The sequence below is a fragment of the Massilia sp. UYP34 genome (assembly GCF_056279385.1).
Genome location: NZ_JBWBRF010000004.1, coordinates 131,535 through 156,798, shown reverse-complemented (window position 1 = coordinate 156,798; position 25,264 = coordinate 131,535). Strand labels below are relative to the sequence as shown.

Genomic DNA, 25,264 nt, shown 5'->3' with positions numbered 1-25,264 from the left:
AAACGTCGTCGAAACGCTTGCAAGATTGGGTCCCCACCTTCGTGGGGACGACGTTTTTACGCTAACTCAAGAAGACTTTCGCCTTCACTTAACCTCATTATGGCTCGCGCCGGCATTTTTTGTCTGAACGTCGGGAACGTTCGGGATTACGACGCGTCGGTCGCCCTCATCGCCAAATCCTGCGCTTTCAACCTCGCCGACAACGCCTTGCCCTTGCGCGCCCGCTTGCCAAAGTGCGGCTCGAGTCCCGACGCGAACAGCTCGACGGTCCGCGCCTTGTCACCAGCCCAGGTGCCGACCACATTCACACCCTTCTGCGTGATCGGTTGCGCCGCCAGCATCTTCTCCTTCGGCTCCAGCTCCATCAGGATCACGCCGCGCCCGCCATTGGTCAGCACCTTCATCTCGTCGATGCCGAACACCAGCACGCGGCCCTTTTCCGACAGGCAGGCAATCGCGCCGGCGGTGTCGGTCACGACCCGCGGCGGCAATGGCGCCGCGCCGTCGTTCAGGGTAATGAACGACTTGCCGCCCTTCAGGCGGCTGACCATGTCGCCGGCCTTGGTGATGAAACCAAAGGCATCCGAGGTCGAGATCAGCAGGCGCGTCTCCGGATTGCCCGCGAAGTAATGCAGCAGACGTACAGGCTTACCTTGCACGCCGCCCGACAGATCGACCAGCGTGGTGATCGGCACGCCGTCGCCGCGCGACCCGGGCAGCGCATTGACCGGCACCGAATACACCTTGCCGTTGTCGCCGATGCCCAGCAGATGATCCACCGTGCGGCACTCGAAGGCTTTGTACAGCGAGTCGCCGGCCTTGAAGGTGAACTGCGCCGGATCGTGTCCGATGCCGGTACGCGCGCGCACCCAGCCTTTTTCCGACACGATCACGGTCACCGGCTCGTCGATGACCTTCTGCTCGGCCACCGCGCGCTGCGCTTCCTCGATGATCGTGCGGCGCTCGTCGCCGTACTGCTTGGTGTCCGCTTCGATCTCGCGGATGATCAGGCGCTTCATCGACGACGGGTTCTCGAGGATGTCCTCGAGCTTCTCCTTGTCGCTGCGCAGTTCGGCCAGCTCTTGCTGGATCTTGATCGCTTCCAGGCGCGCCAGCTGGCGCAGGCGGATCTCGAGGATGTCCTCGGCCTGGCGTTCGCTCAAGTTGAATTCCTCGATCAGCGCCGCCTTCGGCTCATCCGAATTGCGGATGATGGCGATCACCTTGTCGATGTTCAGCAGGACCGTCTCGCGGCCTTCCAGGATGTGGATGCGGTCGTTGACCTTGCCCAGCTTGAATTCGGTGCGGCGGCGGACGGTAGTGAACCGATAGTCGACCCATTCCTGCAGGATCGCCGTCAAGCCCTTCTGGCGCGGACGGCCGTCGCCACCGATCATCACCAGGTTGATCGGCGCCGAACTCTCGAGCGAGGTATGCGCCAGCAGCATCAGCATGAACTCGCCCTGGTCGACGTTCTTCGACTTCGGCTCGAACACCAGGCGCACCGGGGCCTCGCGGCCCGATTCGTCGCGCACCGCGTCGAGCGCGCCCAGGATCGTGTTCTTTAGGGCCAGCTGTTCCGGCAGCAGCGCTTTCTTGCCGGGCTTGACCTTTGGATTGGTCAGTTCTTCGATTTCTTCCAGCACGCGTTGCGACGAGCAGCCCGGCGGCAGTTCATGGACCACCGCCTGCCACTGGCCGCGCGCCAGCTCTTCGATCTTCCAGCGCGCGCGCACCTTCATCGAGCCGCGACCGACCGCGTACATGTCGGCGATCAATGATGCCGGGGTGATGATCTGGCCGCCGCCCGGGAAGTCCGGGCCGGGAATGTGGGTCATCAGCTCGGCGTGGGTGATCTTGGGGTTGCGGATCATCGCTACCGCCGCCGCCGCGACTTCGCGCAGATTGTGCGACGGGATCTCGGTGGCCAGGCCCACCGCGATGCCCGAGGCGCCGTTGAGCAGCACCATCGGCAGGCGCGCCGGCAGCGTGCGCGGCTCAAGGGTCGAGCCGTCGTAGTTCGGCTGGTAGTCGACCGTGCCCATGTCGATCTCGTCCATCAACAGGCGCGAGATCGGCGTCAGGCGGGCTTCGGTATACCGCATCGCCGCGGCGCCGTCGCCGTCGCGCGAGCCGAAGTTGCCCTGGCCGTCGATCAGCGGGTAGCGCAGCGAAAAGTCCTGCGCCATGCGCACCAGCGCGTCGTACACCGACTGGTCGCCGTGCGGGTGCAGTTTGCCCAGCACGTCGCCGACGACGGCAGCCGACTTGCGCGGCTTGGCGGTCGGGCCCAGTCCCAGTTCGTTCATCGCGTACAGGATGCGGCGCTGGACCGGCTTCTGGCCGTCCGACACGTCCGGCAACGCGCGGCCCTTGACCACCGAGACGGCGTAGTCGAGGTAGGCGCGCTCGGCGAAGGTGGACAGGGTGAGCGTCTCGACGTCCGAGGGCTCGTGTTGTTGCTCAAAAAGGCTAGGTTGATTCGTCATGGTGATTATTCGTGTTCTGGCGGGCGTTGGAGGCTGCGGTGCCACACTTGGGTTCCCGCCTGCGCGGGAACGACGGTCTTCTGGCCAGTGGCCCAGGCACGTCGTCCCCGCGCAGGCGGGGACCCAAGTCATCTAGCAGGCTACATCCTCATCAGATATCCGCCTCCGTCTCGTTCCCGTGTTCCTCGATCCAGGCGCGGCGTGCGGCGGCTTCGCCTTTGCCCATCAGCATATTGAAGCGCGATGCCGACTCGGCCATGTCGTACTGGCCGAACGACACCGGCAGCAGGCGGCGCGTGTCCGGGTTCATCGTGGTTTCCCACAGCTGCTCGGCGTTCATCTCGCCCAGGCCCTTGAAGCGCGAGATGCTCCACACGCCTTCCTTCAGGCCCTCTTTCTTGAGCTTGTCCTCGATCGCCAGCAGCTCGCCGTCGTCCAGCGCGTACAGCTTCTGGATCGGCTTCTTGCCGCGCGCCGGCACGTCGACACGGTACAAAGGCGGACGCGCGATGCAGATGTTTCCGTTGTGGAACAGGGCCGGGAAGTGCTTGAAGAACAGCGTCAACAGCAGCACCTGGATGTGCGAGCCGTCGACGTCCGCATCGGACAGGATGCAGATCTTCCCGTAGCGCAGGCTGGAAAGGTCGGGCGCATCGTTCGGTCCATGCGGATCGACGCCGATCGCCACCGAGATATCGTGGATCTCGTTGTTGGCGAACAGGCGGTCGCGGTCGGTTTCCCAGGAGTTGAGCACCTTGCCGCGCAGCGGCAGGATGGCCTGGAACTCCTTGTCGCGGCCCATCTTGGCCGAACCGCCGGCCGAGTCGCCCTCGACCAGGAACAGCTCGTTGCGCGTGATGTCGGTCGATTCGCAATCGGTCAGCTTGCCCGGCAATACCGCCACGCCGGACGATTTCTTTTTCTCGACCTTTTGCAGTGAACGCAGGCGCGACTGGGCCTGCTTGATGACGAGTTCGGCCAGCTTCTTGCCGTATTCGACGTGCTGGTTCAGCCACAGCTCGAGCGGCGGCTTGGTGAAGGTCGACACCAGCTTGAGCGCGTCGCGCGAATTCAGGCGTTCCTTGGTCTGTCCCTGGAATTGCGGGTCCAGCACCTTGGCCGACAGCACGAACGAGACGCGCGCGAACACGTCTTCGGGCAGCAGCTTGACGCCTTTCGGCAGCAGGCCGTGCAGCTCGACGAAGTTCTTCACCGCGCCGAACAGGCCGTCGCGCAGGCCCGCTTCGTGGGTGCCGCCGCTCACGGTCGGAATCAGGTTGACGTACGACTCGCGCACCACGCCGCCTTCCTCGGTCCAGGCCACCACCCAGTCGGCGCCTTCGCCTTCGGCGAAGCTGTCGTCGCCTGCGGCGGCAAATTGCGCGCCTTCGAATAGCGGGATCAGGGTTTCGCCGCTCGAGCTCTGGGCCAGCGCTTCGTTCAGGTAGCCGCGCAGGCCTTCGTCGTAGCGCCAGGTCTGGACGTCACCGGTCTTGCCGTTGGTGAGCGTGACGGTCACGCCCGGCAGCAACACCGCCTTCGAGCGCAGCAGGCGCTGCAGATCGCCGAGCGGAATGTTCGGGGAATCGAAATACTTGCCGTCCGGCCACGCGGTGACGCGGGTGCCGTTCTTCTTGCCGCCTCGTTCGGCGGGGCCGGACGTGAGCGGCTCGATCACATCGCCGTCGGCGAATACCAGGCGGTGCTGGCCGTTGCCCTGGTCGTCACGGCGCCACACCTCGATCTCGAGGCGCTTCGACAGCGCATTGGTGACCGAGACGCCGACCCCGTGCAGGCCGCCCGAGAAGGCATAGGCGCCGCCCGAGCCCTTGTCGAACTTGCCGCCGGCGTGCAGGCGGGTGAACACGATCTCGACCGTGGACACGCCTTCTTCCGGGTGGATGCCCACCGGGATGCCGCGGCCGTCGTCCTCGACCGTGATCGAACCGTCCGGGTTCAGGGTCACGCCGATGTTCTTGCAGTGACCGCCCAGCGCTTCGTCGGAAGCGTTGTCGATCACTTCCTGGATGATGTGGAGCGGATTCTCCGTCCGGGTGTACATGCCCGGACGCTGTTTCACAGGTTCGAGTCCCTTGAGGACGCGGATGGATGATTCGCTGTAGTCTGGAGCGGGTTTCTTGGAGGCCATCTTGGAGGTTGTTTGTCGAATGCTTCGGCATTCTAACTTGTCGGTAGGAAAAGGTTTGGCTTTTTTACTGTTTAAATATACAGTAGTTTTCGCCGTGACGTGCTTTTCGCTTCGCACGTTTGTGCTAGATTAAGCTGGATAACCACGGCAATGCCAAAGAGGGGCATTAATGATGCACCCGTCCAGCTATCCGTTGTCCGTACGCCTGCTCGGGTTCACGCCTGGCGAATGCGTGCGGATGAGCGCCCTGCTGGCGCGGGCGCCGGGCGCGGGGCCGCCGTATTCTTGCCTGCATGACGACAGTTTGCAAGAGCCGGACCTGTATATCGCCAACGGCGACAGCCCGACCGCGCTGACCCGGCTCGGCTGCCTGCCGCCCGCATCGTTGCAGCCGGCGCTCGTGATCGGCGACGACCCCGGCAACCCCGGCGCCGGACCCTGGCGCACCCTGACTCGGCCGGTCGACCCCCTGCAACTGCATGAAGCCCTGGCCGACCTGCTCGAGACCCGGGTCCAGGTGCTGGTGCAGCAGAGTTGCCGCACCACCCGGCGCGTGCTGGCCGAGCGGCGCCGCCGTCCGCGCCTGGCGCCAGACTGCGAAACGCCGGCATTCTACACGCGCCTGCGTCGTGGGCCGGTAGATGGGGCGGTCCTGATCATCGACAAGGAATGCGGGCTGCGTAACCAGGTGGCGCGCGTGCTCGACCCGCGCCGGGTGCCGGTGGAATGGACCGACAGCCTGTGCGCGGCGGTGCGCCTGTGCGACGAAACGAAGGTGGCGCTGGTGCTGATCAACACGGCGGCGGTCGGCATCGAACCGTATAGGGTGTGCAGTTCGATCAAGTCGCAGGACGGGGCGCAGCGCACGCCAGTGGTGTTCCTGGTCGAGCATTCCTTTCACTACGACAGCGTGCGTGCGCGCCACGCCGGGGCGCGCGGCCTGCTCACGACGCCGGTCGCCGGCCGCCACTGGATGCTGACCTTCCAGAAGCTGCTCGACCTTCCGGTATAGCTTGCCGGTGTCGGCGGAACGCGACGTTTTGTAACAACTTTTTATTGTGCGCGACAGTGGCGAAGTTATATTAATAACCATGGCTGAAGACGATCAAATCAAGCGCAACGACGATCCGGCGGCGGACGTGGACGAGCGCCGCGAGACCCGCGTGCGGGTGCCCGAACGCCGCGCCAGCGGCGCCCAGTCGCGCGGTCCCGCCCGCTACCTGCGCGATGGCGACAATGCCGTCGCCCTGGCCGGCCGTGTCATTACCTCGCGTTTTCGCTCGCTGCGCGAGCGCTTCAACCGCGACTTCATGCAGCGCACGCTGCACATCGGCGTCTCGGCCCGCATTTTCCATCCGGAAGCCGGCGCCAAGGGCCTGCTCAGCAAGAACCTGCAGTACCTCGAGGAATCGATCGCGCAGTGGGTGATGTCGCGCGACGTGCTGGTGTTTATGATCCCCACCGTGAATACCAACGGCCTGCTACACCCCAGTAATATTACCCTGCGCCACTATGCGCGCCATCTCGACGGCCTGGTGCTGCAGGGCGGGGCCGACGTGGCGCCGCAAACCTATTCCGAAACGCCCACCCGTCCCGAATGGAGCGGCGACCGCGCGCGCGACGTCTACGAACTCGAACTGCTGCACGAATTCGTCGACGCCGGCAAGCCAGTGCTGGGCGTCTGCCGCGGCTGCCAGCTGATCAACGTCGCCTTCGGCGGCACCCTGCACCAGGACGTCGCCACCGACATGCCAGAGGCCCTGGCCCACGTGCACGACATGTACGACGCGCACCGCCACGCCATCGTGTTCCCGAAGGGCTCGTCGCTGGGCCGCATGTTCCCCAAGGTCGAGCGGGCGATGGTCAATTCGATCCACCACCAGGCGGTCAAGGATCTCGGGCGCGACATCCGCGTCGAAGCCATGTCCGAGCCGGACGGCATCATCGAGGCGATCCGCTACCAGCGCGCCAATTTCGTCATGGGCTTGCAGTGGCACCCCGAATTCCACCGCGCCGGCGGCGTCGACCTGCTCGACTGCACGCCGGTGCTCGATGAATTCCTGCGCGCGGCGCGTGAAACCCGCCTGTAACGTCCTAATGACGTCAAGTTAAGGCGAAAGTCTTCTTGAGTTAGCGTAAAAACGTCGTCCCCACGAAGGTGGGGGCCCAATCTTGCAAGCGTTTCGACAACGTTTGCAGAACTTGGGTCCCCGCCTGCGCGGGGACGACGTAGTTGACGGTTAGCTCAGCGGCTTAACTTAACGGCATTCGCTGTAACGTCCCGCATTATTGTCGCTAGGAATCATTCGTCACCCGTGTGCGTCCGGACTATGTCCATTTCCGAAAACGCTTGCTTTCGCCGCGCGACGCGTGAATAATAAATGAGAATCATTCGCATTTGTTGCGAATGCCGATATCGAATGCCGATATTCCCACGCCGGATCGTTGCCGATCGTAGCGCTACCCGGCTATTTTGGAGACGCTTGCATGACCATGTCCACCTCCCACACCACGCCGTCGGAACCGCGCAGCCCGGATACGCTGCTGGTTGCTTCGCTGTTGCACCTGATGTCCAACTACACCGCGCGCGGCGACGGCGAGCAGCCATGCGTCAAGCTGGCGTCGGTGATCGAGCGCCACCTGTGCGCGCTGTCGCGCCTGCCGAACATCGATCCGGTGCTGCGCGCCACCTGCGAACAGCTGGCCGACCAGTGGGCGGTCGTGGTCGACGCCAAGTTGCCGCCGCCGGCGCCTGCACGCCAGCCCTTGCTGGCGCGCTTCATGAAAGGCGGCTGGGCCGGCAAGGCCGCGCCGCTGGCCGGCTGACGCTGCGCCTAGCTCGTGCTGCCGCCACGGAAGTGCTGAATCGCCGCATTGACCATGCCCTCGACGCTGCCTTCGCGCTCCACGTGGCGGCGCAGGATGGTGGCGTCGCTGCCGTCGTGCACCGCCGCCGCCAGGTGCTTCAAGGCGTCCACGCTGCCCAGCGCCTCGGCATGCGGCAGCATGGCTTCGAGCGTCGCCAGGATGTCTTCGCGCATCGGCACGTTGTCGTAGGTCTTCGGATGCGTGATGCTGCCTTCCAGGCCGAAGCGGCAGGCCTGGAAGCGGTTGTAGTTGTAGACCAGGTAGTCGTCCTCTACAGGCATCTCTTCCACCGGCGCTCCTTCCTTGCGCTCCAGCAGATGGCGGCACAGCGCCTGCAGGTAGCCGGCCAGCGCCGCCGCCCGCTCCACCGTGAGCGGCGTGTCGCACACGCGCAGCTCGATGGTGCCGTACTCCGGCTTGGGCCTCAAGTCCCAGTAAAAATCCTTCATGCTCTTGACGATGTTGGTGCGTTCCATCTTGGCGAAGTAGACGTCGGTGAACTCCTGCCAGGAGAGCATGAACGGCGCCCGGCCGCTCATCGGGAAGGCGAACACGGAATTCAGGCGCGCCGATTCGAACAGGCTGTCGTGGCCCTGCACATAGGGAGAGGATGCCGACAGCGCGATGAAGTGCGGCAGGTAGCGGTTCAGCGCGTGCAGCAGGTAGAGCGCGTCGTCGCCGTTGGCGCAGCCGATGTGCACGTGCTGGCCGAACACCGTGAACTGCTTGGCCAGGTAGCCGTATAGCTGCGACAGGTATTCGTAGCGAGGCTTGGCCGAAATGCGCTGGTCGGACCAGTGCTGGAACGGATGCGTGCCGCCGCCGGCGATGCCGATATTGAGCACGTCGCTGGCCGCCACCAGGGTGTCGCGGATTTCGGTCAGTTCCGCCAGCAGCGGCGCGTAACCCGTGTGCACGCTCGAGTTAATCTCGATCATGCTCTCGGTGATCTCGGGCGTGACGTTGCCCGGGAACGGTTTACGTTTCAACAGGTGCATCAAGTCGGGACTGGCCGCGGTCAGGTTGAAATCCGACAGGCTGACCAGTTGCAGTTCGAGCTCGACCCCGAAGGTGAGCGGCTGCGAGGCGTTGAAGGCTTCAAGCGACATGGTTCGACTCCGGTGCTTCGCGCGCCCAGATCAGCGCGCGCTGGATGATGATCGGGCCGAAGACTTCGAGCAGCATCGTCACGGCCGCCATCGCATACAGTTCTTCGACCACTTTCAGGCCGGCATAGCGCGCGTGCTCGAGCAGCAGGATCACGAACACGGCCAGCGGCGCCAGCCCGAGGCCGGTGAGCGCGCCCTTGCGCCAGGTGACGCCCGACAGGTGGGCGAACGCCGTCACCCCGGCCACCTTGGCGACCATGCGCGCCAGCACCACGCTGATGGCGAGCAGCGCGCCGGCGGTGACCAGGCGCCAGTCGAGGGTCGAGGCGGCGTACACGAACAGCAGCACGGTCAGCACCTCGCCCAGCGCGCCGAAGTTGCGCTGGGTTTGGGTAAAGGCGACGCGCCGGTAGCGCACCGTCAGGCCGAAGGCCAGCGCCGCCACCACCGGCGTCAGGCCGGCGCTGTCGCATACGGCCACCAGCAGGATGATCGCCAGGGCGAAGGCGACGGTGGTGTCCTGCTGCGGATTGCCGATCGCGCGCAGCAGGGCCGGCACGATTACGCCGAAGATGGCCCCGATCAGGATCGAGGCGGCCAGCATCACCAGGCTTTGCCACAGCGCTTCGCCCACCGCGTCATAGGTGCGGAACAGCCAGATGCCGATGATGGCGTTGAAGGCGAACACCGACAGCACGCAGTTCAGGGCCGACAGGTGCAGCACCCGCTCCGTCATCTGGCCCGAGCTTTTCTGTTCATTGACCACCCGCACCACGGTGGCGGGCGAGGTCGCCATCGACAGCGCCGCCATCAACAGGGCCGTCAGGCGGCCGACGCCGAAGGCGCTGGTGACGGCATACACGAGGATGAAGGTCAGCGCCGCCTCCACCAGGCCGGCCACGCCGATCCAGGGATTGTTGACCAGCCAGCGCAGGTTGATGCGGTTGCCCAGCTCGAACAGGATCAGGCCGAAGGCGACGTTGGCCAGCAGCGAGACCGGCCCCATGTCGGGGGCGGGCAGGGCGCCGATCTGGGTGCTGCCGAGGGCGAAGCCGACCAGGCCATAGAAGCTGATGCGCGGCAGGCCGGTCCAGCGCTGGCCGAATTCGCCGGCCAGCCAGGCCAGCGCGATCGCCAGCGGCCATGCGAGGCTCGTCAACAAGGACAGCAGGTCTGGCATTCGTCTTCCCCTCTATTCTTTTATTCGGTGCGCTTGGCCCCGGCGTCCGCGGATTCTACAAGCGGACGTGGCGCGCACGATTGTTCTGGCTCGCCCGTCCACGCGCCTTGTGTTGAGGCACGGCGAGCGGCGGGCGAGTGGTTCGATCATAGCGATTCCTGCCCGGCTGTCCGTGTCCGCACTAACACAGTGCGTAAAGACATGAGTTGTTGACGGGAATTACTTGCTGAGCAGGCGCATCGCCCGTTCCAGGCCGTCCAGCGTGATCGGGAACATGCGGTTGTTCACGATCTGGCGGATGAGGGCGATCGACTGCCGGTACTGCCACAAATGTTCCGGCTCCGGATTGAGCCAGGCAAAATGGGGAAAGGTGGACACGAAGCGCGCCAGCCAGGCCGCGCCCGGCTCTTCGTTGTTGTACTCGACCGAGCCGCCCGGCGCCATCACCTCGTAGGGACTCATGGTGGCGTCGCCGACGAAGATCAGGCGGGTGTCGGGCGGATACTTGCGCAGCACGTCCCAGGTGTCGAAACGCTCGCTGTGGCGGCGGCGGTTGTTCTTCCACAGGTAGTCGTAGACGCAGTTGTGAAAGTAATAGAACTCCATGTTCTTGAACTCGCTGCTGGCGGCCGAGAACAGTTCTTCGGTGCGCTCGACGTGGTCGTCCATCGAGCCGCCCACGTCGAGCAGCATCACCACCTTGATCCGGTTCTTGCGCTCGGGCCGCATGCGGATGTCGAGCCAGCCGGCATTGCTGGCGGTGGCGCGGATGGTGTCGTCCAGCGCCAGCTCGTCTGCCGCACCCTGGCGCGCGAAGCGGCGCAGGCGGCGCAGCGCGACTTTCAGATTGCGCGTGCCCAGCTCGCGCTCGTCGTCGTAGTCGCGGAAGGTGCGCTGTTCCCATACCTTGACCGCGCTGCGGTTGCGGCCCGTTCCACCGATGCGGATGCCTTCCGGATTGGTGCCGCCGTGCCCGAAGGGCGAGGTGCCGCCGGTGCCGATCCACTTGCTGCCACCGGCGTGGCGTTCCTTCTGCTCTTTCAGCAGCTCTTGCAGGCGCTGCTGCAGCTTGTCGTAGCCGAATTTTTCCAGCTGGGCCTTCTGTTCCGGCGTCAGCTCGCGCTCGAAGCGCTTGATCAGCCACTCCAGCGGAATCTCTGCCTTCTCGTCGAACACCGCGTCGACCCCCTTGAACCACAGGCCGAACACGCGATCGAACTTGTCGAAGTGGGCTTCATCCTTCACCAGCGTCAGGCGCGCCAGGTAATAGAACTCGTCGAGCGAGGGCAGGATCACCTGGCGCTGCAGGGCTTCGAGCAGGGTCAGGAATTCGCGGATCGAGACCGGGACCTTGGCCTCGCGCAGGGCGCGGAAGAAGTCGATCAGCATCGCTTATCCTCCGGCGTGATGCGCGAGGCGCGCCTCCAGGTGCGCCTTCACGCGCGGCGCGACCGTGATCATCGCCGGTTCCGCGCCATGGCCATCAGGCGGTCGAACAGCGCGACGTCCTGTTCGTTCTTGAGCAGGGCGCCGTGCAGCGGCGGCGCCGCGTTTTCCGCGCGCAGCGCTTCGGCCGGCACGCCTTCGGCCAGCAGCAGCTTGAGCCAGTCGAGAAATTCCGAGGTCGACGGCTTCTTCTTGATGCCGGGGACGTCGCGCAGCGCATAGAAGCTTTGCAGCGCGGCCGCCAGCAGGTCTTGCCTGAGCGTCGGGAAGTGCACGCCCACGATGTCGGCCATCGTCTCGCGGTCCGGGAACTGGATGTAATGGAAGAAGCAGCGGCGCAGGAAGGCGTCGGGCAGTTCCTTCTCGTTGTTGGAAGTGATGATCACCAGCGGGCGGTGCCTGGCCACCACCATCTCGCGCGTCTCGTAGACGTAGAACTCCATGCGGTCGAGTTCGCGCAGCAGGTCGTTCGGGAACTCGATGTCGGCCTTGTCGACTTCGTCGATCAGCAGCACGACCGGCTCGGGCGAGGTAAACGCCTGCCACAGCACGCCCTTGACGATGTAGTTCTGGATGTCGCGCACGCGCTCGTCGCCCAGCTGCGAATCGCGCAGGCGCGAGACGGCGTCGTATTCGTACAGGCCCTGCTGGGCCTTGGTGGTCGACTTCACGTGCCACTGCAGCAGCGGCATGTTCAGCGCGCTTGCCACCTCTTCGGCCAGCATGGTCTTGCCGGTGCCCGGTTCGCCCTTGATCAGGAGCGGGCGGCCCAGCGTGAGCGCGGCGTTGACGGCCAGTTTCAGGTCGGGAGTCGCGACGTAGTTGTCGCTGCCTTCGAAGCGTGAAGAAGCATGCATGGCGGGTGGGGGCGAAATCGAAGAAGATGGGCCGAGTATATGACAAAAATGTGCGCCTGCAGCCGGTCCCGCGCCGGACGCCGGTTTGTAGACTGGTATCAAGTCTTCGGATAGAATCGGCCAGTTGGTAAGCCTTTGCTAAGTTTTTGTGCGGTTGCGATTTTCGACATATAACTAACGAGACGCCCATGAAAAAAACTCTGGTACCACTGGCGCTGGCGCTCCTTGCCGGCGCCGCCGGCAGCGCATCCGCCGCGGAAGTGGTCGGTAATCCCCAGGCGGCCACCGCCAAGATCGAGATGTGCATCGGCTGCCACGCCATCCCGGGCGGCTACAAGACGGCATTTCCCGAGGTGTACCGTGTGCCGATGATCGGCGGCCAGTCGGCCAAGTACATCGAATCCGCACTCAAGGCCTATCGCAAGGGCGACCGCAAGCATCCTTCCATGACCGGCATCGCGCGCTCGATGAGCGACCAGGACATCGCCGACGTGGCGGCCTATTATTCCCAGCAATCGTCGGTCCAGGCGACCGCCAAGCGATGAGGACCGCCATGAAGAACACGATGCTCCTGCTGGTCCTCGGCGCCGCGTCGCTCGGCGCGTCCGCCAACGACGTCAAGCGCGGCGAAGCCCTGGCCCAGAAATACAACTGCGCCTCCTGCCACGGCGCCGACTACAACAAGCCGATCGACCCGACCTATCCGAAGCTGGCCGGCCAGCATGCGGACTATCTCACGCATGCGCTGCGCGCCTACAAGCGCGGGGCCGGCGCCAACGGCCGCGTCAACCCGATCATGGCCGGCATCGCGCAGCCGCTGTCGAATCAGGACATGGCCGACCTCGGCGCCTATCTGGCCAGCCTGCCGTCGCAGCTGGTGGTCAAGAAGTAGCGGGGCCAGTAGCAGGGCCGCCACACGCCCGTGGGCGTCAGCTGGTAACATGCGAACCCCTTTGTTGCAGCGCAGCGAGGGGATCGTCATCTTGCCGCTGGAGCCGCCGTGCCGTCGTTTACCCCCGCTTACCTGAAGATCAACCTGCTGGCCGGCCTCACCGTCGCGCTGGCGCTGGTGCCCGAGGCGATCGCCTTCGCCCTGGTCGCCCATCTGTCCCCGCTCACCGGCCTGTACGCGGCGGTGATCGTCGCCTTCATCACGGCAAGCTTCTGCGGCCGGCCCGGCATGATCTCGGCCGCCGCCGGCTCGCTGGCGGTGGTGATGGTGGCGCTGGTGGTCCAGCATGGCGCGCAATACCTGCTGGCCGCCGTGGTGCTGATGGGCGTGCTGCAACTGCTGTTCGCCGCCGCGCGCCTGGGCAAATTCATCCGCATGGTGCCGCATCCGGTGATGCTCGGCTTCGTCAACGGCCTGGCGCTGGTGATCTTCCTGGCCCAGTTCAACCACTTCAAGGAGGCGGGCCCGGATGGGGCGCCAGCGTGGATGGCCGCTTCCGAACTGGCGGTCATGGCCGGCATCATCGTGGTCACGATGGCGGTGATCTACCTGACGCCGCGCCTGACGAAAGCGGTGCCGTCGACGCTGGTCGGCATCCTGGTGGCCAGCGTCGGCTGCGCGCTGCTCGGCATCGAGACCAGGACCGTGGGCGACCTGGGGTCGATCGCCGGCGGCCTGCCGGGCTTCGCGCTGCCGGACGTGCCGTGGAACCTGGAAACGCTGCGCATCGTCTTCCCCTATTCACTGGTGCTGGCCGGGGTCGGCCTGATCGAATCGCTGCTGACCCTGACCCTGATCGACGAGATCACCGACACCCGCGGCCAGCCGAACCGCGAGTCGCTGGCGCTGGGCGCGGCCAACGTCGCGGCCGGCCTGTTCGGCGGCATGGGCGGCTGCGCACTGATCGGCCAGAGCATGATCAACGTGAACAGCGGCGCCACCGGCCGCCTGTCGGGCATCGCGGCCGCGCTGTTCCTGCTCGCCTTCATCCTGTTCGGTGCGCGCTGGATCGAGGCGATCCCGCTGGCGGCGCTGGTCGGCGTGATGTTCGTGGTGTGCGAAAAGACCTTCGAGTGGGGCACGTTCCGCCTGGTTGGAAAAGTGCCGCGCGCCGACCTGTTCGTGATCGTGCTGGTGGCGGGCATCACCCTGGTCTACGACCTGGCGCTGGCGGTGATCGCGGGCGTGATTGTGTCGGCGCTGGTGTTCGCCTGGCAGCACGCCAAGCAGGTCCGGGCCGCGGTCTCGCACGACGAGCAGGGCCGCAAGATCTATACGCTGGAGGGCACGCTGTTCTTCGCCTCGGTGACGCCGTTCCAGGCGCTGTTCGCGCCGAAGGACGATCCGCAGGACGTCATCATCGACTTCCTGCAGGCACGGGTGGTCGACCATTCGGCGATCCAGGCGATCGACGCGCTGGCCGAGCGCTATCGCCTGCTGGGAAAGCGCCTGCACCTGCGCCACCTGGGCCCGGACTGCCGCGCGCTGCTGGACAAGGCGCTGGCGTCGTCGTAGGGTGGACGGCTCGGCCGTCCACGCGGTGATGGTTGGCAGCCAGATCATCCGGCACGAAATCGGGGCCGGTAACTATCACCGCGTGGACGGCGTAGCCGTCCACCCTGCGCATTGCATGAATTACGCGAATGCGCGCCGGCGCACGCAGTCGATATAGGCCTCGGTATCCGGCGGCACGCCGTTTCGCTGCGAGGCCCAGATCATCTCGCCCAGGCATTCCATGATCTCGTGGTGGGCGTCGTGCGCGCCGCGCCGGGCCACCAGGGCGTCATGGGCGGCGCGGATGCCGCGCGGCTGGTCGATCGAGATCTGCTCGGCGATCGACAGGTGCATCGACAGGTGCAGGAAGGGATTCGCCTTGCCGCCCTCGACCGAATAGTCGGCCGCGATCGCCGCCTCGACGTCCTCGAACTGGCCGTGGTACTCGGGATGCTGGACGATCCAGTCGGCCGCGATCGCGTCCATCGGGGTCAGGATCTCGCCGTTGCGGTGCTTGCGGTAGGCTTCGCAGAAAAAGCGGCGCACGTCGTGCGAGGACGGAGTGAACATGGCGGAATGCGGCAGGAAGGGAAGGGAGCCGGCATTGTAGCGCGATGCCGGCCTGGCGTCACAGCGCCGTGTCCGTGCCTGCGTCCTGGTACCGCTCACGGATCGCCTTGCAATCCTTGGGCAGGGCGACGCTGGCCGGCTTGCCAAGTATTTCCGCGTGCAGCCTGGCCAGGTTGGCGGCGAAGCAGGCGCGTCCCGGGGTAACGGCCGCCGCCAGCAGCGCGTCGCCGTCGATCTTGTCCAGGAAATAATCGACCACCGGACGTGGCCAGTCGCTGCGCTCCCTGAATGGCGCTTCCAGTTCGGCGCGGGCCTGCGGGTCGCCGGCGCGCAGCCGGGCCAGGTAGAGCCAGAGGGCGCCATTGCGGCCGGTGTGCCCCTCTCCCAGGCTGGCCCGCAAGAACGTGGCCGCCTGCTCCGGCTTGCCCTGCACCAGCATCCGCACGCCCAGCGACAGGCTCGCCTCGCGCTGGCCCAGCGCTGCCGCCCGCTCCAGATAAGCGATCGCGGCCGCCGGATCCTTGCGCGTGCTGCGCTCCGAAGTCGCCATGCCCGCCATCGTGTACCAGGCGTCGGCATTGCCGGCTTCGGCCTCCTGGCGCATCCAGGGCCTGACCTCGCGCCGCGAGTCGAACGGCTGGCCGCCGAGGTACGATACGTACAGCTTGCCCTGGCTCATGGCGAACAGCACGCGGTGCGCGCGCAGGAAGTCGACGCCCAGCAGCACGTCGACGTTCAGCTGGCTGTCGATCACGTCGAACTCGGGATCGTGCACGGTGGCGTCGCCGATCCTGAAGGTGTCCGCCCTGGCGATCCAGGCGTCCACCGACTGCCTGCCGACGCCGTGGGCATTGGCCACGCGCTGCGCGCGCGGGCCATCGAGGTCGATGCCGGCGCGATGCGCCGCGCGCCTGGTGACGGTCGTGACCGATGCGCCGCTGTCGATCATGGCGGTCAGGCGCGTGCCGTTGATGTGGACGAAGAACTGCGGATTCGCCGTCAGTTCATCGTGCTGGCGGAACGGGATCACGCTCGCGTCTTTGTCCCAGTAGGCCAGCCAGGTGCTGCCGCAGCGTTGCGGGCGGAAAAAGCGCAGTTCCTTGGTGGCCAGCGAGAATTCGAGGTCGCTTTGCAGCAGGAAGGCGGCGCCGACGATGGCGTCGAACGGCGGCGTAAACGAGGTTTCGCCGACGACCGACAGGTACAGGTCGCGGGCGCGCACCGGCCCGATGACGAACTCCGTCACCTTGGCGTCGTACAGACGCGACTTGCCGGCGATGCCCTGGACGTAGCTGCCGGTGGGCCGCTGGGTCAGGCCATGGCGCTCGACCCCGGTGCGGGTCAGGTAAGTGATCCCGGATCCGGTATCGGGCAGCATGGTGGCGCGCTTGCCATTGATCTCGCCGGTCATCGTCAACCCCAGACCCGAGCCGGCATAGTGCAGCGGCACCTGCGCCACCTGCAGGAACTGGCACGCCGTTTGCGCCGCGGCATGCAGAGGCAGGAGAAAGAGGAGGGGAGCGAGAAACACGCTCAGCACTGGGGCAATGAAAGTCATGCCCCATTCTACTGGCTGGAGTTGCCTGCGAGGCAATGCTTTGCGCATGAAATGACGCGCGGGAGAAATCCGGCGGAAACGGGGGCGCAGGCCACCGTTTCCGTACAGACAAAATTACTTGTTTCGCGCCAACGCCAGCGATTCCGGCCCCGCCGGACCGGCGCCGCTTGCCGCAGCCACCATGTCCTGGGCCGGCTTGGCGCCTTGCGACCTGCCATGCGGCTGGCGCAGGTAGCGCGCGCTGTGGCGCCGCTCGCCTTGCTGGCCCCGGGCAGGCCAGGTGACGAAGCGCGACAGTTCCTGCAGGGCGCGCTGGTAGACGTCGCGCTTGAACTCGATCACGACGTCCAGCGGCACCCAGTAATCGTGCCAGCGCCAGGCATCGAATTCCGGGTGGTCGGTCAGGCGCAGGTTGACGTCGTTGTCGCGCGCAATCATGCGCAACAGGAACCAGATCTGCTTCTGGCCGCGGTAGTGGCCGCGGATCTCGCGCTTGATGAAGTGGTCGGGCACCTCGTAGCGCAGCCAGTCGCGGGTTCGCCCCATGATCTTGACGTGCTCCTGGCGCAGGCCGATTTCTTCCTCGAGCTCGCGGTACATTGCCTGTTCTGGCGTCTCCCCGTACTTGATACCCCCTTGCGGGAATTGCCATGAGTGCTCGCGCACCCGCTTGCCCCACCAGACCTCGTTGTTAGCGTTCAGCAGGATGATGCCGACGTTGGGCCGAAACCCTTCACGGTCGAGCATAAGTGCACCTCGATACTTTCTGCCGGCGGATCGTCCCTTGTGGGCACGTGTCCTTATGTTTTTACCTACAAATTCTGTACGCCCGCGGGGTGTCGGCGCCGTTTGTACGGCGCATGCTGCTGGTTCCGGACCCTGTTTGTAGAAAGATTGGACGCATCAGCCGGCTAATCCTTTAAAATTAGGTCGATTATAACCCTCTCTTTTTAAAAAGAATTCACTGATATGCGCGCCTCACGATTTTTTATTTCAACTCTTAAAGAAGCGCCTTCCGATGCCGAGATCGTCAGCCATAAGCTGATGATGCGCGCCGGAATGATCAAGCGCCTGGGTTCCGGCATCTATACCTATATGCCGGTCGGGTTGCGCGTCATCCGCAAGGTCGAGGCGATTGTCCGTGAAGAAATGAACCGCGCGGGCGCGATCGAACTCCTGATGCCGCTGGTGCAGCCGGCCGAGCTGTGGCAAGAGACGGGCCGCTGGGACAAGATGGGCGACGAGTTGATGCGCGTCAAGGATCGTCACGGCCGCGATTTCGCGATCCAGCCGACCTCCGAGGAAGTGGTCACCGACGTCGTGCGCAGTGAAATCAAATCGTACCGCCAGCTGCCGATCAACTTCTATCACATCCAGACCAAGTTCCGCGACGAGCGCCGTCCGCGCTTCGGCCTGATGCGCGGCCGCGAATTCACCATGAAGGACGCCTATTCGTTCGACCGCGACCTGGAAGGCATGCAGAAGTCCTACCAGACCATGTTCGACGCCTATACCCGGATCTTCAACCGCTTCGGCCTGAAGTTCCGTGCGGTGGCGGCCGACAACGGCGCCATCGGCGGCACCGGCTCGCATGAATTCCACGTCATCGCCAGCACCGGCGAAGACGCGCTGGTGTACTGCCCGACGTCGAGCTATGCCGCCAATATCGAAGCGGCCGAAGCGCTGGCCACCGGCGCCCGCGGCGCGGCGACCCAGGCGTTGACGAAGGTCCCGACCCCAGGCAAGACCAAGTGCGAGAGCGTGGCCGAGCTCCTGAAGCTGCCGCTGTCGCAGACCGTCAAGACCATCGCCCTGACCGTCGAGAACGAAGGCAAGAAGCAGTACTGGGTGCTGCTGCTGCGCGGCGACCACGAGCTCAACGAGATCAAGGTGTCGAAGGTCGCCGGCCTGAAGGACTTCCGCTTCTCGACGGAAGCCGAAATCCTCGAGGTGTTCGGCACCGTGCCGGGCTATCTGGGTCCAATCAATACCAGGCTGCCGGTCAACGTCGTTGCCGACCGCACCGTCGCCAACATGGCCGACTTCGTGTGCGGCGCCAACGAGGCGGACTTCCACTACATGGGCGCCAACTGGGGCCGGGATATGCCGGAACCATTGGTGGCCGACCTGCGCAACGTGGTCGAGGGCGACGCTTCGCCGGACGGCCAGGGCGTGCTGGCGATCGAGCGCGGCATCGAGGTGGGCCACGTGTTCCAGCTCGGCACCGCGTATTCGGAAGCGATGGGCGCGACCTTCCTGGACGAAGCCGGCAAGCCGGCGCCGCTGCAGATGGGCTGCTACGGCATCGGCGTGACCCGCATCCTGGGCGCGGCGATCGAGCAGAACTTCGACGACAAGGGCATCGTGTGGCCCGATTCGATCGCTCCGTTCGAGCTGGTGCTGTGCCCGATGGGCCTGGACCGCAGCGAGATGGTCAAAGCCGCCACCGAAACGCTGTACGACGAGCTGCTGGCGGCGGGTGTCGACGTGATCGTCGACGATCGCGGCCTGCGTCCGGGCGCGATGTTCGCCGACTGGGAACTGATCGGCGTGCCGCACCGCGTCGTGATCGGCGAGCGTGGCCTGAAGGAAGGCAACCTCGAATACCAGGGCCGTCGCGACGAAGCGGCGAGCAGCGTGCCGGTGGCCGACATGGTCGCCTTCATCAAAGGCAAGCTGGGCAAGTGATGCGGATGCGCCTCGCCCCCTGGCTGGGCGGCGCCGTGCTCGCGTGCGCCTTCGGCCTGGGTGGGGGCGAGGCGTTCGCCGGCAACCAGAAGGAAGAAGCGCTGTCGGATTCGGTGCGCCTGGCCCTGGCCAACGCCATCGCCGACGCGCGCCCGCCGCGGCCGACTTTCCGTACCGAGCAGGCGCGGGCGCGCTATCAAGGCTGGCTCGACGCCATGTCGGGCCGGCTCGCCAAGCGCATGCCCGACGTCCAGACCCGCACCGAGTTCCTCGAGACGGTGTGGTACGAATCGACCCGCGCCGGACTCGATCCGGCGCTGGTGCTGGGCCTGATCCAGGTCGAATCGGCCTATCGCAAGTACGCGATCTCGATCGCCGGCGCGCGCGGCTACATGCAGGTGATGCCATTCTGGACCAGGGTGATCGGCGACGGCGACCGCCGTCGCCTGTTCCACATGCAGACCAATCTGCGCTACGGCTGCGCGATCCTGCGCATGTATATCGACATGGAGCGCGGCGACCTGTACCTGGCGCTGGGCCGCTACAACGGCAGCCGGGGCAAGCCGAAGTATCCGAACGCGGTGCTGGCGGCGTGGAAGAAGTGGGAATTCACGCCGGCGACGAATGCGCGTGCGCAGGGTAGTCCTGCGTCGACGGAACGCGTCGGCAGCATAGCTGCCAACCCTGCGTAGGGTCGGCAGATTTCTGCCGACGCGTTCAACCTACGCCTGAAGACCCCGCTCCCGCTGTACAAAATCTCAACATATCAGTTCACCAACGCGTCACGTTAGCAGTGTAGACTTTCCGCTTTCCCAAGCAGAGGACTGCATGCGACCGACCACTCTTGCCTTCGCCGCGCTGCTGGCGGCACTCGCCGGCTGCGCGACGCCGCCGCCCGCGTCAAACCCATCCGCCGCCGTCGCGCCAGGCGCCGCCGCCGCCAATCCCATCGACCAGCGCGCGAAGAACGTCATCTTCTTCCTCGGCGACGGCCTGGGGATCAACACCCTGACCGCGGCGCGCATCTTCGCCGCCGGCGAAGACGGCGAGCTGGCGATCGACAAGCTGCCCGAGTCGGCCTTCGTGAAGACCTTCTCGAACGATGCCCAGGTCACCGACAGTGCCGCCGCGATGGCGGCCTACATGACCGGCGTGAAGCACAATAACGGCGTGGTCTCGATGTCCTTCGGCACCCGCTCGATCGCCCCTGGCAAGGACGCCAACGGCAACGCCCTGGTCAGCCGCTGCGAGGAAGGCCAGAGCGGCGCCGCCGCCGTCACCTTGCTCGAACTGGCCAAGCGCCGCGGCATGGCGGTCGGCGTGGTCACCAACACCAGCGTCACCGACGCCACTCCGGCCGCGACTTATGCCCACGCCTGCCACCGCAGGCTGGAAACCGATATCGCCGCCAGCCTGGTGCCGGGCGGCGCCGGCTACAACGCGGCGCTCGGCGCGCGCGGCCTGGACGTGCTGTTCGGCGGCGGCGCCCGGAATTTCACGCCGTTCGACCGCGGCGGCAAGCGCGCCGACAACCGCGACCTGCTGGCCGAGTTGCAGGCCAGGGGCTTTCGCGTGGTGAACGACACCGCGCAATTGAACGCCTTGACCCCGGGCCAGCCGGCGGTCGGCCTGTTCGCACCGAACCACATGGACTTCGACGCCGTGCGCGACGCCAGCCGCCAGCCGGCGCTGGCGGCGATGGCGAGCAAGGCGATCGAGCTCCTGGCGCCGAACCCGAACGGCTTCTTCCTGATGGTCGAGGGCGGCCTGATCGACCACGCCCTGCACGCGACGCTCGGCAAGCGCGCGCTGCAAGAAGCGGTGACCTACGACGCGGCGCTGCAGGCGGCGATCGAGCGCATGGAAGCGCTCGACCCGGGCTTGAAGCACACCCTGATCGTCGCCACCGCCGACCATGACCACACCCTGGTCCTGAACGGCTACGCGGCCCGCACCGGCAAGACCACGCCGTCCAACCCCGGCGTGATCGGCCTGGTGCGCACCGCCGACGGCAAGCCGACGCTGGACGGCAAGGGCCAGCCGTATACGATCATCGGCTTCGGCACCGGCGAGCAGCGCCACGCGGGCAATCGCAGTGCGCCCTTGACCGACGAGATCGTGACGCGCGACGACTACCACCAGGAAGCCGTGGTGCGCACCCGCGCGGGCGCCGAGACCCATGGCGGCAGCGACGTCTACCTGGGCGCGACCGGCGCCAACGCCGAACTGTTCCGCGGAACCATCGACAACACCCGCGTGTTCAATCTGATCAAGACCGCCGCCGGCCTGTAAGCCGCGACCAGGAGCCACCATGACTTTCCCCCGTTTTACTCCACTGCTGCTGGCCGCCGCATGTATTCCAGCCCTTGCCGCTGCTTTCGCCACGCCTGCCATTGCCCAGCAAAAGGCGAAGAACATCCTCTTCTTCCTGGGCGACGGCATGGGCCCGTCCGTCATCACCGCAGCCCGCATTCACCGCGGCGGCGAGGACAGCCTGCTGCACTTCGAGCGCCTGATGGAGCGCACCGCGCGCATCAAGACCTATTCGCTCGACTACCAGACCACCGACAGCGCGCCGTCGATGGGCGCCTACATGACCGGCCTGAAGTTGAACAACGACGTCATCTCGCATGCCGGCGCGCGACCGATCGAGCCGGGCAAGGACGGCGTCGACCGCTGCGGCCAGGACAACGGCACGCCGGCGGTGACGATCCTGGAACTGGCCAAGGCCCAGGGCAAGGCGACCGGCGCCGTCACCACCACCGAACTGACCCACGCCACGCCGGCATCGACCTTCGCGCACAGCTGCAGCCGCGACGCGGTGTATGCGATCGCGCAGCAGATCGTGCCCGGCGGCGCCGGCTACAACAAGGCGCTGGGCGACGGCGTGGACGTGCTGATGGGAGGAGGGCGCAACCATTTCACCCCGCGCGACCCCGCCACCAATCCAAGGGGCCGCCCCGACGGGCGCGACCTGCTGGCCGAATTCGCCGGCGCCGGCTACTACGTGGCCGGCACCCGCGCCGGCATGATGTCCGCCAGGGAAGGCCGCAAGTTCGTGGGCATTTTCAGTGCCACGAGCCACCTCGACTACGCCTACCAGCGCCGTCCCGAGCAGCCGACCCTGGCCGAGATGACCGGCAAGGCGATCGACCTGCTGTCGAAGAATCCGAATGGTTTCTTTTTGATGGTCGAAGGCGGCAAGATCGACCACGCCCTGCACGACACCCGCGCCAAGCATGCGCTGGAAGAGACGGTGGCCTTCGACGACGCCCTGCAGCTGGCGATCGAGCGCATGCGCGCCATCGATCCGGGCCTGCAGAACACGCTGATCGTGCTGACCGCCGACCATGACCACACGATGCAGATCAACGGTTACCCGAAGCGCGGCAATCCGATCACCGACATCGTGCGCGACTATGCGTCGGGCGAGCCGAAGAAGGATGCGGACGGCAAGACCTTCACGACCCTGGTGTTCGGCAACGGTCCGAACCGCCCGGACGTGCGCGCCGACGTCGACAGCGTGGTGGCGCAAGGCGACGATTATCATCAAGAAACCGGCGTGCACAAGTCGTCGGAAACCCATGGCGGCGGCGACGTGAAACTGTATGCGACCGGGGCCGGATCGGCGTCTTTCAAGGGTACGATCGAGAATACCCAGGTGTTTCATCTGATGAAAGCGGCAGCGGGCTTGTAATGGATCCGGATCGGCGCGCCGCGCCGATCCCGGCATTCATTAACCACTTGCCACTAGTATTTACAGCTAAATAACAAAAGCCCCGGTTTTGAAACCGGGGCTTTTGTTTAAGCTGAAGCTTTTAAAATAAAGCTTGGCTTATTTCAGGTGATCCGAAATGAGCTTGGTCATTTCGAACATCGAGACTTGTGCCTTGCCGCCGAAAACTGCTTTCAGCTTGTCGTCGGCATTGATCATGCGGCGATTTGCTGCGTCTTGCAGGTCTTTCGACTTGATGTATTCCCAGACCTTCTTGGTCACCTCGGTGCGCGGCAGCGGCTTGTCGCCGACGACGGCAGCCAGCGTGGCGGACGGGGTCATTGCTTTCATGAAAGCAGCATTCGGCTTGCGCGCGGCTGCCGGCTTATCGGCCGATTTCGCTGCTGGAGCTGCCTTTTTTGCTGCCGGCTTGGCCGCTGCAGCAGGCTTGGCAGCGGCTTTTTTTGCTGGCGCTGCGGTGGTTTTTTTGGCTGTTGCCATCTTCGAGCCTCCTAAAACGAACACGTGGAAAAGTGCGTAATTTATCGCACGCCTATATTGGTAGCGTTTTACGGAACGTGCAAGTCTTTTTCAGAACTTTTTCACTCGTAAAACTCGCCAAATGGGCGTTATCGCACACAACAACGCATGAGAACGAAAAAACGCTGACAAGCGGCGAAAAAAAACCGCGCAAAGCGATACTTTGCGCGGTGCTCGCCGATTGGGATGCGGATTAGCGCATGCCGGGCATCATTCCCTTCATCCCGCGCATCATCTTCATCAGGCCGCCGCCCTTGAGCTTTTTCATCATGGTCTGCATCTGGTCGTACTGGTTCAGCATGCGGTTTACTTCCTGCACCTGCACGCCGGCGCCGGTTGCGATGCGGCGCTTGCGGTTGGCCTTGATCAGCTCGGGCTTGGCGCGCTCCGCCGGGGTCATCGAATCGATGATGCCGACCATGCGGCGCACCGATTTCTCGGCCTGGTCCATATTGGCGCCGCTCGCGGCCTGCTGGAACTGGGCCGGGAGTTTATCCATCAGGCCGGCCATGCCGCCCATTTTCTTCATTTGCGTCAGCTGCGCCTTGAAGTCGTTCATGTCGAAGCGGCCGCCGACCTTGATCTTGTTGGCCAGTTCGGCCGCCGCCTCGGCGTCGACGCCCTTGCGCGCTTCTTCGACCAGCGCCAGGATGTCGCCCATGCCCAGCACGCGGTTGGCCATGCGGGTGGGGTCGAACGCTTCGAGGCCATCGAGTTTTTCGGACACGCCGGCGAACTTGATTGGTTTACCGGTCACGTGACGCACCGACAGCGCCGCGCCGCCGCGCGAATCGCCATCGAGCTTGGTCAGCACGATGCCGGTCAGGGGCAGGGCGTCGTTGAAGGCCTTGGCGGTGTTGATCGCATCCTGGCCCAGCATGGCGTCGACCACGAACAGGGTCTCGACCGGATTGACGGCGCTGTGCACGGCGGCGATCTCTTGCATCATCGCTTCGTCGATGCCCAGGCGGCCGGCGGTGTCGATGATCAGGACGTCGTGGTAATGCTTTTTGGCCCAGTCCAGCGCGTTGCGGGCAATGTCGACCGGCTTGTCGGTGGCGCTGGATGGGAAGAAGTCGGCGCCCACCTGCCTGGTCACCGATTCGAGCTGGGCGATCGCGGCGGGACGATAGACGTCGGCCGAGACGGTCAGGACTTTTTTCTTCTTTTGTTCCTTGAGGTACTTGGCCAGTTTGCCGGTGGTGGTGGTCTTGCCGACACCCTGCAAGCCGGCCATCAGGATGATCGCGGGCGGCTGCTGGGCGAACGAGAGCTGGGTCGCCTCGGGGCCGAGGTCGGCGCCCATCAGGGCGGCCAGCTCTTTCTGCACCACGCCGACCAGGGCCTGGCCCGGCGACAGCGAGCCCACGACTTCTTCGCCCAGGGCTTTTTCCTTGACCTTGGCGATGAATTCGCGCACCGCCGGCAGCGCCACGTCCGCCTCGAGCAGGGCCATGCGCACTTCGCGCAGCATTTCCGCGGTGTTCGCCTCGGTCAGGCGGGCCTCGCCGCGCATGGTCTTGACGACCTTGGCAAGGCGTTGGGTGAGGTTATCTAGCATGTCGACCTAATAGAAAGAAGCAGAAAGAAGCGCAATTCGCGTTGGCGCAGGTTCGCCAACGCGCCATTTTACCTCGCAGCGCCGCCTC

21 protein-coding genes are annotated in these 25,264 nt (G+C 65.2%); 10 read left to right on the top strand and 11 right to left on the bottom strand.

Annotation, left to right across the window (positions count from 1 at the left end):
• Positions 1-146: 146 nt before the first annotated feature.
• On the bottom strand, positions 147-2,489 hold the full coding sequence (parC, locus tag ACZ9AQ_RS09520) for a DNA topoisomerase IV subunit A (RefSeq protein WP_429203518.1): 2,343 nt from the start codon (positions 2,487-2,489) through the stop codon (positions 147-149).
• Positions 2,490-2,640: 151 nt separating this feature from the next.
• Positions 2,641-4,638, bottom strand: coding sequence for a DNA topoisomerase IV subunit B (locus ACZ9AQ_RS09515; protein WP_429203517.1), 1,998 nt, complete (start codon positions 4,636-4,638; stop codon positions 2,641-2,643).
• A 169-nt stretch (positions 4,639-4,807) separates the two neighbouring features.
• Here ACZ9AQ_RS09515 and ACZ9AQ_RS09510 point away from each other — a divergent pair, with 169 nt between their 5' ends.
• The 3 genes from ACZ9AQ_RS09510 (at position 4,808) to ACZ9AQ_RS09500 (ending at position 7,464) form a co-directional block, all read left to right on the top strand.
• Positions 4,808-5,650, top strand: a complete 843-nt coding sequence (locus tag ACZ9AQ_RS09510) for a response regulator (protein WP_429203516.1) — start codon at positions 4,808-4,810, stop codon at positions 5,648-5,650.
• Between the two features lie 79 nt (positions 5,651-5,729).
• Positions 5,730-6,728: a gamma-glutamyl-gamma-aminobutyrate hydrolase family protein gene (locus tag ACZ9AQ_RS09505; protein ID WP_429203515.1), complete on the top strand. Its 999-nt coding sequence runs from the start codon at positions 5,730-5,732 to the stop codon at positions 6,726-6,728.
• Positions 6,729-7,125: 397 nt separating this feature from the next.
• Positions 7,126-7,464, top strand: a complete 339-nt coding sequence (locus ACZ9AQ_RS09500; RefSeq protein WP_429203514.1) for a hypothetical protein — start codon at positions 7,126-7,128, stop codon at positions 7,462-7,464.
• Positions 7,465-7,472: 8 nt separating this feature from the next.
• Here ACZ9AQ_RS09500 and ACZ9AQ_RS09495 read toward each other — a convergent pair whose 3' ends face one another.
• The 4 genes from ACZ9AQ_RS09495 to ACZ9AQ_RS09480 all read right to left on the bottom strand — a co-directional run bounded on the left by ACZ9AQ_RS09495 (position 7,473) and on the right by ACZ9AQ_RS09480 (position 12,098).
• Entirely contained in the window at positions 7,473-8,615 is a 1,143-nt protein-coding gene (locus ACZ9AQ_RS09495) for a YbdK family carboxylate-amine ligase (RefSeq protein WP_429203513.1), read from the bottom strand.
• Positions 8,605-9,795 (bottom strand): cation:proton antiporter, encoded by a 1,191-nt coding sequence (locus ACZ9AQ_RS09490; RefSeq protein WP_429203512.1) that lies wholly within the window; start codon positions 9,793-9,795, stop codon positions 8,605-8,607. The genes ACZ9AQ_RS09495 and ACZ9AQ_RS09490 overlap by 11 nt, the downstream gene beginning before the upstream one ends.
• Positions 9,796-10,014: 219 nt before the next feature.
• Positions 10,015-11,184, bottom strand: coding sequence for a vWA domain-containing protein (locus ACZ9AQ_RS09485; RefSeq protein WP_429203511.1), 1,170 nt, complete (start codon positions 11,182-11,184; stop codon positions 10,015-10,017).
• A gap of 68 nt (positions 11,185-11,252) precedes the next feature.
• On the bottom strand, positions 11,253-12,098 hold the full coding sequence (locus tag ACZ9AQ_RS09480; RefSeq protein WP_429203510.1) for an AAA family ATPase: 846 nt from the start codon (positions 12,096-12,098) through the stop codon (positions 11,253-11,255).
• 188 nt (positions 12,099-12,286) lie between these two features.
• On the opposite strand from ACZ9AQ_RS09480, the gene ACZ9AQ_RS09475 reads away from it, so the two are divergent.
• The 3 genes from ACZ9AQ_RS09475 (at position 12,287) to ACZ9AQ_RS09465 (ending at position 14,565) form a co-directional block, all read left to right on the top strand.
• On the top strand, positions 12,287-12,643 hold the full coding sequence (locus tag ACZ9AQ_RS09475) for a c-type cytochrome (protein ID WP_429203509.1): 357 nt from the start codon (positions 12,287-12,289) through the stop codon (positions 12,641-12,643).
• 8 nt (positions 12,644-12,651) lie between these two features.
• Positions 12,652-12,990, top strand: a complete 339-nt coding sequence (locus ACZ9AQ_RS09470) for a c-type cytochrome (RefSeq protein ID WP_429203508.1) — start codon at positions 12,652-12,654, stop codon at positions 12,988-12,990.
• Positions 12,991-13,098: 108 nt separating this feature from the next.
• A complete protein-coding gene (locus ACZ9AQ_RS09465) occupies positions 13,099-14,565 on the top strand; it encodes a SulP family inorganic anion transporter (protein WP_429203507.1) in 1,467 nt (488 codons plus the stop codon).
• Between the two features lie 120 nt (positions 14,566-14,685).
• Here the strand turns inward: ACZ9AQ_RS09465 and ACZ9AQ_RS09460 are convergent, their stop codons facing one another.
• From ACZ9AQ_RS09460 to ACZ9AQ_RS09450, 3 genes are all read right to left on the bottom strand, one after another.
• Positions 14,686-15,114 (bottom strand): DUF1841 family protein, encoded by a 429-nt coding sequence (locus ACZ9AQ_RS09460; RefSeq protein ID WP_429203506.1) that lies wholly within the window; start codon positions 15,112-15,114, stop codon positions 14,686-14,688.
• Between the two features lie 58 nt (positions 15,115-15,172).
• Positions 15,173-16,672, bottom strand: coding sequence for an aspartyl protease family protein (locus ACZ9AQ_RS09455; protein WP_429203505.1), 1,500 nt, complete (start codon positions 16,670-16,672; stop codon positions 15,173-15,175).
• A gap of 114 nt (positions 16,673-16,786) precedes the next feature.
• The gene (locus ACZ9AQ_RS09450; RefSeq protein WP_429203504.1) at positions 16,787-17,419 is read right to left on the bottom strand and encodes an RNA pyrophosphohydrolase; all 633 of its coding nucleotides are present in this window, start codon (positions 17,417-17,419) and stop codon (positions 16,787-16,789) included.
• Positions 17,420-17,641: 222 nt separating this feature from the next.
• Here ACZ9AQ_RS09450 and ACZ9AQ_RS09445 point away from each other — a divergent pair, with 222 nt between their 5' ends.
• From ACZ9AQ_RS09445 to ACZ9AQ_RS09430, 4 genes are all read left to right on the top strand, one after another.
• Positions 17,642-19,360 (top strand): proline--tRNA ligase, encoded by a 1,719-nt coding sequence (locus ACZ9AQ_RS09445; protein WP_429203503.1) that lies wholly within the window; start codon positions 17,642-17,644, stop codon positions 19,358-19,360.
• A 5-nt stretch (positions 19,361-19,365) separates the two neighbouring features.
• Positions 19,366-20,052: a lytic transglycosylase domain-containing protein gene (locus tag ACZ9AQ_RS09440; RefSeq protein WP_429203502.1), complete on the top strand. Its 687-nt coding sequence runs from the start codon at positions 19,366-19,368 to the stop codon at positions 20,050-20,052.
• A 136-nt stretch (positions 20,053-20,188) separates the two neighbouring features.
• Complete coding sequence (locus ACZ9AQ_RS09435) at positions 20,189-21,652, top strand: alkaline phosphatase (protein WP_429203501.1); 1,464 nt, start codon at positions 20,189-20,191, stop codon at positions 21,650-21,652.
• A 19-nt stretch (positions 21,653-21,671) separates the two neighbouring features.
• Positions 21,672-23,057: an alkaline phosphatase gene (locus tag ACZ9AQ_RS09430; RefSeq protein WP_429203500.1), complete on the top strand. Its 1,386-nt coding sequence runs from the start codon at positions 21,672-21,674 to the stop codon at positions 23,055-23,057.
• A gap of 138 nt (positions 23,058-23,195) precedes the next feature.
• Here ACZ9AQ_RS09430 and ACZ9AQ_RS09425 read toward each other — a convergent pair whose 3' ends face one another.
• Both ACZ9AQ_RS09425 and ffh read right to left on the bottom strand, forming a co-directional pair.
• Positions 23,196-23,576: an SWIB/MDM2 domain-containing protein gene (locus ACZ9AQ_RS09425; RefSeq protein ID WP_429203499.1), complete on the bottom strand. Its 381-nt coding sequence runs from the start codon at positions 23,574-23,576 to the stop codon at positions 23,196-23,198.
• Between the two features lie 232 nt (positions 23,577-23,808).
• Entirely contained in the window at positions 23,809-25,176 is a 1,368-nt protein-coding gene (gene ffh / locus ACZ9AQ_RS09420) for a signal recognition particle protein (RefSeq protein WP_429203498.1), read from the bottom strand.
• Between the last annotated feature and the right edge of the window lie 88 nt (positions 25,177-25,264).

Bases quoted from the DNA above. Each gene is read 5' to 3' on its own strand.
- parC (WP_429203518.1), bottom strand. From the start codon at position 2,489: ATGACGAATCAACCTAGCCTTTTTGAGCAACAACACGAGCCCTCGGAC.
- ACZ9AQ_RS09515 (WP_429203517.1), bottom strand. From the start codon at position 4,638: ATGGCCTCCAAGAAACCCGCTCCAGACTACAGCGAATCATCCATCCGC.
- ACZ9AQ_RS09510 (WP_429203516.1), top strand. From the start codon at position 4,808: ATGATGCACCCGTCCAGCTATCCGTTGTCCGTACGCCTGCTCGGGTTC.
- ACZ9AQ_RS09505 (WP_429203515.1), top strand. From the start codon at position 5,730: ATGGCTGAAGACGATCAAATCAAGCGCAACGACGATCCGGCGGCGGAC.
- ACZ9AQ_RS09500 (WP_429203514.1), top strand. From the start codon at position 7,126: ATGACCATGTCCACCTCCCACACCACGCCGTCGGAACCGCGCAGCCCG.
- ACZ9AQ_RS09495 (WP_429203513.1), bottom strand. From the start codon at position 8,615: ATGTCGCTTGAAGCCTTCAACGCCTCGCAGCCGCTCACCTTCGGGGTC.
- ACZ9AQ_RS09490 (WP_429203512.1), bottom strand. From the start codon at position 9,795: ATGCCAGACCTGCTGTCCTTGTTGACGAGCCTCGCATGGCCGCTGGCG.
- ACZ9AQ_RS09485 (WP_429203511.1), bottom strand. From the start codon at position 11,184: ATGCTGATCGACTTCTTCCGCGCCCTGCGCGAGGCCAAGGTCCCGGTC.
- ACZ9AQ_RS09480 (WP_429203510.1), bottom strand. From the start codon at position 12,098: ATGCATGCTTCTTCACGCTTCGAAGGCAGCGACAACTACGTCGCGACT.
- ACZ9AQ_RS09475 (WP_429203509.1), top strand. From the start codon at position 12,287: ATGAAAAAAACTCTGGTACCACTGGCGCTGGCGCTCCTTGCCGGCGCC.
- ACZ9AQ_RS09470 (WP_429203508.1), top strand. From the start codon at position 12,652: ATGAAGAACACGATGCTCCTGCTGGTCCTCGGCGCCGCGTCGCTCGGC.
- ACZ9AQ_RS09460 (WP_429203506.1), bottom strand. From the start codon at position 15,114: ATGTTCACTCCGTCCTCGCACGACGTGCGCCGCTTTTTCTGCGAAGCC.
- ACZ9AQ_RS09455 (WP_429203505.1), bottom strand. From the start codon at position 16,672: ATGACTTTCATTGCCCCAGTGCTGAGCGTGTTTCTCGCTCCCCTCCTC.
- ACZ9AQ_RS09450 (WP_429203504.1), bottom strand. From the start codon at position 17,419: ATGCTCGACCGTGAAGGGTTTCGGCCCAACGTCGGCATCATCCTGCTG.
- ACZ9AQ_RS09445 (WP_429203503.1), top strand. From the start codon at position 17,642: ATGCGCGCCTCACGATTTTTTATTTCAACTCTTAAAGAAGCGCCTTCC.
- ACZ9AQ_RS09440 (WP_429203502.1), top strand. From the start codon at position 19,366: ATGCGCCTCGCCCCCTGGCTGGGCGGCGCCGTGCTCGCGTGCGCCTTC.
- ACZ9AQ_RS09435 (WP_429203501.1), top strand. From the start codon at position 20,189: ATGCGACCGACCACTCTTGCCTTCGCCGCGCTGCTGGCGGCACTCGCC.
- ACZ9AQ_RS09430 (WP_429203500.1), top strand. From the start codon at position 21,672: ATGACTTTCCCCCGTTTTACTCCACTGCTGCTGGCCGCCGCATGTATT.
- ACZ9AQ_RS09425 (WP_429203499.1), bottom strand. From the start codon at position 23,576: ATGGCAACAGCCAAAAAAACCACCGCAGCGCCAGCAAAAAAAGCCGCT.
- ffh (WP_429203498.1), bottom strand. From the start codon at position 25,176: ATGCTAGATAACCTCACCCAACGCCTTGCCAAGGTCGTCAAGACCATG.